This window comes from Micromonospora salmantinae (genome assembly GCF_022230905.1).
Classification (GTDB): Bacteria; Actinomycetota; Actinomycetes; order Mycobacteriales; family Micromonosporaceae; genus Micromonospora; species Micromonospora salmantinae.
This window is the reverse complement of sequence record NZ_JAKKFG010000043.1, coordinates 306,311-315,512: the sequence shown is the minus strand read 5'-3', so window position 1 is coordinate 315,512 and position 9,202 is coordinate 306,311. Positions and strand designations below refer to the sequence as shown.

The 9,202-nt window shown below is 71.6% G+C and carries 9 protein-coding genes; 3 read left to right on the top strand and 6 right to left on the bottom strand.

Annotation, left to right across the window (positions count from 1 at the left end; translation table 11 throughout):
- Positions 1–318 precede the first annotated feature (318 nt).
- The 4 genes from PSH03_RS27655 to PSH03_RS27640 form a co-directional block, all read right to left on the bottom strand.
- A complete protein-coding gene (locus PSH03_RS27655; protein ID WP_007455465.1) occupies positions 319–912 on the bottom strand; it encodes a GTP-binding protein in 594 nt (197 codons plus the stop codon).
- A gap of 1 nt (position 913) precedes the next feature.
- Complete coding sequence (locus PSH03_RS27650) at positions 914–1,288, bottom strand: DUF742 domain-containing protein (RefSeq protein ID WP_124820399.1); 375 nt, start codon at positions 1,286–1,288, stop codon at positions 914–916.
- Between the two features lie 98 nt (positions 1,289–1,386).
- Entirely contained in the window at positions 1,387–1,791 is a 405-nt protein-coding gene (locus tag PSH03_RS27645; RefSeq protein ID WP_030329023.1) for a roadblock/LC7 domain-containing protein, read from the bottom strand.
- Complete coding sequence (locus PSH03_RS27640; protein WP_210784750.1) at positions 1,788–5,396, bottom strand: sensor histidine kinase; 3,609 nt, start codon at positions 5,394–5,396, stop codon at positions 1,788–1,790. The genes PSH03_RS27645 and PSH03_RS27640 overlap by 4 nt, the downstream gene beginning before the upstream one ends.
- A gap of 502 nt (positions 5,397–5,898) precedes the next feature.
- Here PSH03_RS27640 and PSH03_RS27635 point away from each other — a divergent pair.
- On the top strand, positions 5,899–6,192 hold the full coding sequence (locus tag PSH03_RS27635) for a hypothetical protein (protein WP_238690831.1): 294 nt from the start codon (positions 5,899–5,901) through the stop codon (positions 6,190–6,192).
- A gap of 2 nt (positions 6,193–6,194) precedes the next feature.
- Here the strand turns inward: PSH03_RS27635 and PSH03_RS27630 are convergent, their stop codons facing one another.
- The gene (locus PSH03_RS27630) at positions 6,195–7,268 is read right to left on the bottom strand and encodes an adenosine deaminase (protein ID WP_238690829.1); all 1,074 of its coding nucleotides are present in this window, start codon (positions 7,266–7,268) and stop codon (positions 6,195–6,197) included.
- Between the two features lie 53 nt (positions 7,269–7,321).
- Positions 7,322–7,780 carry a PPOX class F420-dependent oxidoreductase gene (locus tag PSH03_RS27625; protein WP_210784752.1) on the bottom strand — a complete coding sequence of 153 codons (459 nt, stop codon included), beginning with the start codon at positions 7,778–7,780 and terminating at the stop codon, positions 7,322–7,324.
- A gap of 57 nt (positions 7,781–7,837) precedes the next feature.
- On the opposite strand from PSH03_RS27625, the gene PSH03_RS27620 reads away from it, so the two are divergent.
- Complete coding sequence (locus PSH03_RS27620; RefSeq protein ID WP_210784753.1) at positions 7,838–8,326, top strand: MarR family winged helix-turn-helix transcriptional regulator; 489 nt, start codon at positions 7,838–7,840, stop codon at positions 8,324–8,326.
- Position 8,327: 1 nt separating this feature from the next.
- A complete protein-coding gene (locus tag PSH03_RS27615) occupies positions 8,328–9,200 on the top strand; it encodes a putative RNA methyltransferase (protein WP_238690845.1) in 873 nt (290 codons plus the stop codon).
- The last annotated feature ends 2 nt before the right edge of the window (positions 9,201–9,202 follow it).

Sequence of the window (9,202 nt, the reverse complement as noted above, 5' to 3'; positions counted from 1 at the left end):
CGACCGGGAGTACGAGTACCGCTCGGCGGGCTACCAGTCCTGATCCGTCAGCACACGCGGGAGCGCCCCCAGCCAGCCGGCTGGCTGGGGGCGCTCCCGCGTCAGCAGGGCGGTTCCCCGGGTACGCAGAAGCCGCCTCGTGAGGACCGTGGGTGAGCTTGTGCCCCGGACAGGAGCGGACAGCTTCCAGGTCACCAGGAGGCGGCTTGGCGGCGCGCCGACTCGTCCAGGCGACGAGCCAGCGCGGTGGGACTCACCGGGGCGGCTGGCAGCGCCCGGTGGCGGCCGGAGCCACCACCGGGGCGTGCAGCGCCGCGATCAGGCCGGGGCGACGGCGCGCGTACGGCGCATGGTGAGCACGTACTCGACCAGCGAGATCAGCACGTGCTTCGTCGACTCCCGGTTACGGGCGTCACAGGCCACCACCGGCACGTCGCTCGAGATCGCCAAGGCGTCCCGGACGTCCTGCGGGTCGTGGTACTGCATCCCGTCGAAGCAGTTGATCGCCACCAGGTACGGCAGGCGTCGGTGCTCGAAGAAGTCGATCGCCGCGAAGCAGTCGGCCAGCCGGCGAGTGTCCACCAGCACGACCGCACCGATCGCACCCCGCACCAGTTCGTCCCACATGAACCAGAAACGGGTCTGACCCGGCGTACCGAACAGGTACAGGATCAGGTCACGGTCGATCGAGATCCGGCCGAAGTCCATGGCCACCGTGGTCGTCGTCTTGCCCGGCACCTGCCGGGTGTCGTCGACGCCCACGCCAGCGGAGGTCATGATGGCCTCGGTGGTCAGCGGCGTGATCTCCGAGACCGAGCCGACCAGCGTCGTCTTACCGACGCCGAATCCACCGGCGATAACGATCTTCGCCGACGTCACGCGGCCGCTCGGGTTCGGCGGGCGGTGCGACATGTCAGAGCCTGCGAAGTCCACTCAGCACCCTCTCCAGCAGTTCAGTGCCCACCGCGTCGTCGGAGTCGTCCAAAATGGTCGGCTCGTGGACCGCGACCAGGCCGTCCGTCGCCATGTCGGCGATGAGCACCCGGGCCACACCGAGCGGGAGCTGCATCCGCGCCGCGATCTCCGCGAGCGATTGCACGCGACCGTCACACAGCGCGGCGATGTACTGGTGTTCGCGGCCACCACCGTTGCCATTGGCAGCGGTACGGCCGCGCACCGTCGTCTCGACGAGCGCCTCCAGCGCGATGTCGAGCCGGGGACGGGTGCGACCACGGGTCACGGCGTATGGACGGACCAACGCTCCGGTCGGTTCGTCACGATCGGCCATCTCGCCGCTCACCTCCTTCGCACCCGTTACCGGCTCCCACCGGTGAAACCCGTCGTTGTCGTTGTTGCAGTCGTGCCGACCTCACGATCGGCTAGACGTCAGCCCAGCATGCCCGCAGCCGCGCGCGGCTGCGGGGTCAGTGCGTCGCCCACCCGGTCGACCAGCAGCGCCATCTCGTAGCCAACCTGGCCCACGTCGGAGCTGCGAGCTGCCAGCACGGCGAAGGACGAGCCGTCCGAGATGGACATCAGGAACAGGAAGCCATTGTCCATCTCCACGACGGTCTGCAACACCGCGCCTCCCTCGAAGCAGCGTGCTGCCCCCTGGGTCAGGCTGACCAGACCCGACGAGATCGCGGCGAGCTGGTCTGCCCGGTCGCGCGGCAGATCCCGTGACGACGCGAGGAGTAGGCCGTCCGCCGATACGGCGACCGCATGCGCGACGCCGGGCACCCGGTCGGCGAAGTTGGCCAGCAGCCAACCAAGATCCTGCGTAGTTGTCATCCTTCTTGCTCCTTCTGCCCGCTCCCGGCCACCGGGCCTGAGCCAGACTGCGAGGATTGCCCTCCCGGAGTCGCCTCCGGGCTGGTCGGGTTGTCCGAGGTGCTACGCCCTCGCTGCACGCCCCGGTGGTAGGCGGAGAGCAGACCACGAACCGCCTCCGGGGAGCGCCGCTGGACCGAGGTGGTGGGCTTCTCTACCGCACCGGGTACCAGCTGCGCCATCGGCTTGCGCTTCGGCAGACCGGTCGTGGTGGTCTCGCTCACCGGCGCCGCGCCGGCCGCCGCGGAGGCAGCACGCCAGCCGTCGTCGGCAGCGGTCTGCCAGCCGTTGCTCTGCGGTTGGGGCCGGCGGTTCGGCAGGCTCTCGGCGAGGCTGGGGCGGGTGCCCTCGTTCGCTGTGGAGCCGTTGTCCCGCGGCGCTCCTCCGACCGTCGGAGTGTCTGCCATCGGTGTGTTACCTGTCGTCCCGGGTGGTGTCTTGTGGACTGCCCGACCGGTGGCCTCGACCGTGGCGAACTGCTGGGTCGCGGAGTCGCCGTTCGTCGCTGGCTGGGCGCCGGCCGCGGTCTCCTCGGAGCCCGGGCGACGGGTACGGAACCAGGCCGACTCGAGCTCCCGGAAGATCGGCAGCTCCATCGTCTCATCCGCGTACCGCTGACGGTTCTGCGCCTGCGGCTGCTGCGGCGTTGGCCGAGTCTGCGGCGTTGGCCGAGTCTGCGGAGCCGGGGTCGGCGCAGGAGCCGGAGGTTGGGCTGCGGCCGGCTGCTCGCCCGGTCGCGGCACCCGCGGCAACTCCGTCGTCATGTCCAGCGCGGCGGCGAGCCGCTCGGGCACCGGCGGGGTGGCCGTGTCCCGGTCGCTACCCGGCACTGGCGGCCAGGCCGGCGGCGCCGGGGCGTTGGGTGCCTGCGCGGGCGGGGCGGATCGGGGCGCGAAGCCGCTGAACGACTGGCTGGACGCCGGCGGCGCCGAGTACGGCTGGTTCGAGTACGGCTGCCCGGACGCCGGCGAGGCCGAGACCGGCGCCGCGGACACCGGCGGACCGGCGTACGGCTGCCCGGAGGCCGGAGCGGCGGACACCGGCGCGCCGCCGTACGGCGCACCCGAGTAGGGCTGCCCGGAGTACGGCTGGCCGGATGCCGGCGAGGCGGAGACCGGCGCACCGGAGTAGGGCTGCGCGGAGACCGGCGGCGCCGAGTACGGGTGCGCCTCGGGGCTGCTCGGCAGCTGACGCGGAATGGCCGGCTGCTGGCCGGTGGTCGGGGTCTCGTCCCCGGCCCGGCGCTGCGGCAGCGGGTCGGTGCCCTGGCCGTTGGCCGACCGGGGGGTGAACCCGTCACCGCCGTTCGTCCCGGCCGCGCCGGTCAGGTCGGACCAGGCCGGCATCGACCGGTACGCGCCACCGTTGGCCGGGGCGCCGGCACCGTTGCGCGTGGCGGGGTCGAACGGGCGACCGCCCAGGGTGACCTGGTTGCCGGACTCGCTCGGGCGAGGGCCGTTGCCCAGCGCGGGCAGCGCGCCGAACACCGGTGCGGGCCCACCGGACTGCGGACCACCGAACTGGGGAGCGCCGGCCGCCGGCAGCGCCGGAGGCTGCTGCACCCGACCGGAGAGCGCCCGGGGCACCAGCACCGAGGTGGGCAGGGTCACGTCGGCGACCGTGCCGCGATCGTTGCCGGGGCGGAGTTCGACCCGGACACCGTGCCGGGACGCCAGTCGGGCGACCACGACGAGGCCCATCATCCGGGACACGGCCACGTCGACCTGCGGCGGCGTCGCGAGCCGCTCGTTGAGGTCGTGCAGCTGCTCGGCGCTGATGCCGATACCGCGGTCCTCGACGTACAGCGAGGCGCGGTCGCCGACACGCCGGGCCTCGACCATGACCTGCGAGTCGGGCGGGGAGAACGCGGTGGCGTTGTCGAACAGTTCCGCGACGAGGTGCACCAGGTCGTTGACCGCGTGCGCGGCGACCTCGATGTCGCGGTCGATGACACCGAAATCGATCCGGGTGTAGTGCTCGACCTCGGACTGCGCGGCGCGCAGCACGTCGATGAGGGCGGCCGGCTCACGCTGCACGCGGGTGGAGTCGGCACCGGCGAGCACCAGCAGGTTCTCGTCGTTACGGCGCATCCGGGTGGCCAGGTGGTCGAGCTGGAACAGCTCGGCCAGCCGGTCCGGGTCCTCCTCGCCGCGCTCCAGCCGGTCGAGGTGCCCGATGAGGCGGTCGACCAGGATCTGGGAACGACGGGCCAGGTTGACGAACATGGTCGCGACGGAGGCACGCAGTGCCGCCTGCTCGGCGGCCGTGCGGACGGCTTCCAGGTGGACGGCGTTGAACGCCTCGGTCACCTGGCCGAACTCGTCCTTGCTGCGCACCGGCAGTGGTTCGGCGATCTGGTTGGCCAGCTGCACCGGGGAGAGCTGCCCGACGACCTGCGGGTCGCGCAGACGGGCCACCGCCTGTGGCAGGCCGTACTGGGCCACGGAGAGCGCGCCCTGCCGCAGCTCACGGAGTGAGCGGGCCATCGAGCGGGCCACCAGGTAGGCGAAGAGGATGGCCAGCAGCAGCATGCTGAGCAGTAGGCCGGTCTCCAGGAAGACCTGGCGCTGGACGTCCGAGCGGAGGGTGTCGGCCTGGTTGACCACTTCACTGTCGAGCTTCCGCTCGACGGTGCGGATCAGCTTGGCGTTGGCCGTCATGGCGGCTTCCCACTGGTCCGGGCCGAACGGCGCACCGCGCATGTCGCCGGTGGTGTTGCCGTCGATCCAGCCGGTGTAGTTCTGTGCCTGCCGGCGGTCGCCGCCCGCGACCGTCTGGTCGTGGAACTTCGCGTCGTCCGGGGTGGCGACGGCCTTGAAGCTCTGCAGGGCCTGCTGCTGGCCGGTGTCACTGGCGACGTAGTCCCTGCGCAGTGCCGGGGTCAGGCGCTGTCGGCCCTGAACGCCCAGTGCGCGGTGCACGACGACCCGGCGTACGGCCAGGAACTCCTTCTCCCGGGCGACCGCCGCGGCGGCGCGCATCCGGTCGCTCAGTTGGTTGTCACCGGCGAGCTGCGTGGACGAGTCGCGGATGGCGAGCAGGTCACTGATCAGACCCTCGTACGCCTGCACGGTCTCGGTGAGCGCGAGCTTTCCGTTGAACACCTGGCTGCGGACGCCCGCCAGGTCCTGCAGGTTCTGGTCGATGCTGTCGAGCAGACCCTCGAGGCTGCTCGGCAGGTCCTCGATCTCGGCCCGTTGCTGCCGGTAGGGGGCCGCGTCCTGATCCACCCGGGAGTTCACCCGGTTGTAGGCCTCCTGGTACTGCGCCGTCGGCTGCGTCCCGTTCGCGCCCAGCAGCAGCACGGCGGCGGTCCGCTCGTCCTGCAGGCTGTCGACCAGATCACCCGAATAGCTCGACAGATTCGCCAGGTCGCCAGCTCGGTTGGCATTGTTGAGCGTCTCCACGTGGTCGATAAGACCACTGGTGCCCACCACGACCGTGGCGATGGTCGGCACGATCATGATGAGACCGAGCTTGGACCAGATCGGCATGTCCCGGAGCCGGCTGGCCGGCCGGCGCAGCCGCGACAGGAAGGAGCCCGCCGTCTTTGGCCGTTTGCTCACGTCACCGCCCTCGCGATTACAGCTTGAACGCGTTGCCCCGGGCAACGCCCAGCGACCGACCCGGCGGGTCGGACCCCCGAGATTCCATCACGCCGGTCGACAAGAAGAAAGCCCAGGTTGTCCCGGACCGAAGGTGTGATGAGATGTTGATGCGATTTGATAGCAGTCTGTCTGGCCGGAGTAACTGAAGGTAATGGAACATCCGCACCGTGTTGTCCTACTAGCCGGCCCATCGGGGTCCGGAAAGTCGTACATAGCGCAGCAAACCGGCTTGCCGGTGCTGTGCTTGGACGACTTCTACAAAGACGGCGATGACCCTACGTTGCCGAGACGAAACGGCCAGGTGGATTGGGAATCGCCGCACTCCTGGGACGCCCCCAGTGCGGTGGAAATCATTGCCCAACTTGCCCGCGAGGGCCGAGCCGATGTGCCGGTTTATGCGATCGGTGCCGATCGACGGGTAGCCACCCGGCCATTTGATGTCGCCGGATCGCCACTTTTCGTGGCCGAAGGGATCTTCGCCGCCGAGATCGTCGAGGAGTGCCGTCGCCGTGGCCTGCTCGCCGGGGCTTACGCGCTGCGCCGCCCGCGCGGGGCCACCTTCCTGCGCCGACTCGCCCGCGACCTGTCCGAGCAGCGCAAGGCGCCTCGGGTGCTGATTCGGCGCGGGGTGACGCTGCTACGGGCCGAGCCCGCGGTGCTGCGTCGGCAGATGGGCCTCGGCGCGGAGGCGGCCCGGGCCCGGGAGGTGCTGCGCCGGGTGGCCGGGCTGCTCGCCGGCCACCCACATGGTTGAGCTCAGGCCATCAACTTCGCGTACGCCGGCTTGATCACGTCGTCGATGATCCGCAGCCGCTCGTCGAACGGGATGAACGCGCTCTTCATCGCGTTGATGGTGAACCACTGCAACTCTTTCCAGCCGTAGCCGAACGTCTCCACCAGCAGCGACATCTCCCGCGACATCGAGGTGCCGCTCATCAACCGGTTGTCGGTGTTGACGGTGGCCCGGAAACGCAGGTCGCGCAGCAGGCCGATCGGGTGCTCCGCGATCGAGGCCACCGCGCCGGTCTGCACGTTCGACGAGGGGCACAGCTCCAGGGGGATTCGCTTGTCCCGGACGTACGCGGCCAGCCGGCCGAGTGAGCCGTCGGGTGCGATGTCGTCGACGATCCGCACCCCGTGGCCGAGCCGGTCCGCCCCGCACCACTGGATCGCCTGCCAGATCGACGGCAGACCGAACGCCTCGCCGGCGTGGATGGTGAAGTGGAAGTTCTCCCGTTGCAGGTACTCGAAGGCGTCCAGGTGCCGGGTGGGCGGGAAGCCCGCCTCGGCGCCGGCGATGTCGAAGCCGACCACCCCGGCATCCCGGTGCCGCACGGCCAGCTCGGCGATCTCCTGGGAACGGGCGGCGTGCCGCATGGCGGTGAGCAGAGTGCCCACCCGGATGGTCAGGCCCGCCTCGACCGCCTGGGCGGTGCCCTCGGCGAACCCGGCCAGCACCGCCTCGACCACCTCGTCCAGGCTGAGGTCCCGTTCCAGGTGCTGCTCCGGGGCGAACCGCACCTCGGCGTAGACCACGCCGTCGGCGGCCAGGTCGAGGGCGCACTCGCGGGCCACCCGACGCAGCGCGGGCGCGGTCTGCATGACCGCCACTGTGTGCGCGAACGTCTCGAGGTAGCGCTCCAGCGAACCGGAGTCCGCCGCGTCCGCGAACCAGCGTCCGAGCGCCTCCGGATCCGTGGTGGGCAGTTCGTGGCCCACCTCGGCAGCCAGGTCGACGATCGTCGCCGGCCTCAGCCCGCCGTCGAGGTGGTCGTGCAGCAGCGCCTTCGGGACCTTGACGATGTCCTCGTACCGGATAGTTGCGACCATGCTCAGACCCTAGTCAGCGGCCTGGCCGGACCGGTACGGGACCGGCCGGGGCGTCACGGCCGCCAGCCGTACACCCGGTGCACGTCGAGCCGGATCACGAGCCGCCCGTCGGCGACCATGGCGGCCCGGTAGTCCGCCCAGTCCGGGTGGTCGCCGCGAATCCGGCGGTAGACCTCGACCAGTTCGTCGACCGTCTCGTCGGTGGTGGCCACTGCCGGTTCGCTGAGCGTCACGGTCCCGTCCGCGACCGCGTACGCGCCGCCGTCCGGCGTGGTCACGTGGAAGCTGGCCCGGGGGTCGCGGCGCAGGTTGCGCACCTTTGCCCGGTCCCCGGTGGTGGAGCAGCGGATCAACCCCGGCTCGGCCAGGTAGTCGAGGTTGGACAGCTGGGGCCGCCCGTCCCGGCGCAGGGTGACCAGCACTCCGCGCCCGCGCTGGCCGAACAGCTCCCACAGTCGGTCGCCCGCGGCGGCGGTCGGCGCGCTCCGCCGCTGGAGAGGATTGGTTGACATGTCATCGAATCTAAGACCAAGTCGATGACATGTCAACGACAGCGTTAGACTCGACGGATGGACGTACCCCGGTGGCTGGACGAACGGGAGGACCGCGCCTGGCGCGGCTACCGCCGGATGCGTCGACTGCTCGACCTGGAGCTGGCCCGGGAGCTGACCCAGGACGCCGGCCTCTCCGAGGCCGACTACGACGTGCTGTCCGACCTCTCCGAGACACCGCAGGGGCGGCTGCGCCTGCGGGAGCTGGCAGACCGCATGCTCTGGTCGCGCAGCCGGCTCTCCCACCACCTGACCCGGATGCAGCAGCGCGGCCTGGTGACCCGAGAGGAGTGCGCCGACGACGCCCGGGGCTCGGTCGTCGTCCTCACCCCCGCCGGTCGGCGGGCCATCGAGTCCGCCGCCCCCGGTCACGTGGCCGCCGTCCGCCGGCACCTGATCGACCTGCTGACCCCCGCGGAGGTCGACGCCCTCGGCGCGCTCACCCACCGGGTGGTCGACCACCTCGGTGGGCGGGCGCCCCAGCCACGCCACGATGCGGAGCTCTGACGTGGACCCCCGCATCCTCGACCGGCTGCGCTGCCCGGTCTGCGGCGAGCCGCTGGCCGAGGCCACCGCCGGCACCACCAACGCGCTGCGCTGCCCGCGCCGGCACAGCTTCGACATCGCCAGACAGGGGTACGTCAACCTGCTCGCCGGGCGCGCCCCACACGCCGGCGACAGCGCCGAGATGGTCGCCGCCCGGGCGGACTTCCTCACCGCCGGGCACTACGACCTCATCTCGGCCGCCCTCTCCGACGCCGCGACGGAAGCCGCCGGTCGGCCCCGCGCGACGCCCGACCTCGAGGCGTACCCCCTGGTGGTGGATGCCGGCGCCGGCACCGGCCGGTACCTCGGCGCGGTGCTGGCGGCGCTGCCGGACGCCGTGGGTCTGGCCCTGGACGTGTCCAAGCCGGCGCTGCGCCGTGCGGCCCGCGCGCATCCCCGGGCCGCCGCCGCGCTCGCCGACACCTGGCAGCGACTGCCGCTCGCGGACGCCTCGACCGCCGTGGTGCTGAACGTCTTCGCCCCGCGCAACGGCCCGGAGTTCCACCGGGTGCTCGACCCGGCCGGCGTGTTGCTGGTGGTCACGCCCGACACCGACCACCTCGCCGAGCTGGTGGACGTCCTCGACCTGCTGCGGGTGGACCCGGACAAGGCCGACCGGGTGGCCGCCAGCCTGGGCGGGCACTTCACGCCGGTCAGCTCGGCCGTGCACCGGACCGAGCTGGCGCTGACCCGGCCGGAGGCCGCCACCCTCGTGGGGATGGGCCCCAGCGCCTGGCACACCGACCCGGCCGCGCTCGCCACCCGGCTGGCCGCGCTGCCCGAACCGGCCCGGGTCACAGTGGCGGTCCGGCTCGACGTCCTGCGACCTCGCTGACC

Bases quoted from the DNA above. Each gene is read 5' to 3' on its own strand.
- PSH03_RS27655 (WP_007455465.1), bottom strand. From the start codon at position 912: ATGTCGCACCGCCCGCCGAACCCGAGCGGCCGCGTGACGTCGGCGAAG.
- PSH03_RS27650 (WP_124820399.1), bottom strand. From the start codon at position 1,288: ATGGCCGATCGTGACGAACCGACCGGAGCGTTGGTCCGTCCATACGCC.
- PSH03_RS27645 (WP_030329023.1), bottom strand. From the start codon at position 1,791: ATGACAACTACGCAGGATCTTGGTTGGCTGCTGGCCAACTTCGCCGAC.
- PSH03_RS27630 (WP_238690829.1), bottom strand. From the start codon at position 7,268: ATGGTCGCAACTATCCGGTACGAGGACATCGTCAAGGTCCCGAAGGCG.
- PSH03_RS27625 (WP_210784752.1), bottom strand. From the start codon at position 7,780: ATGTCAACCAATCCTCTCCAGCGGCGGAGCGCGCCGACCGCCGCCGCG.
- PSH03_RS27620 (WP_210784753.1), top strand. From the start codon at position 7,838: ATGGACGTACCCCGGTGGCTGGACGAACGGGAGGACCGCGCCTGGCGC.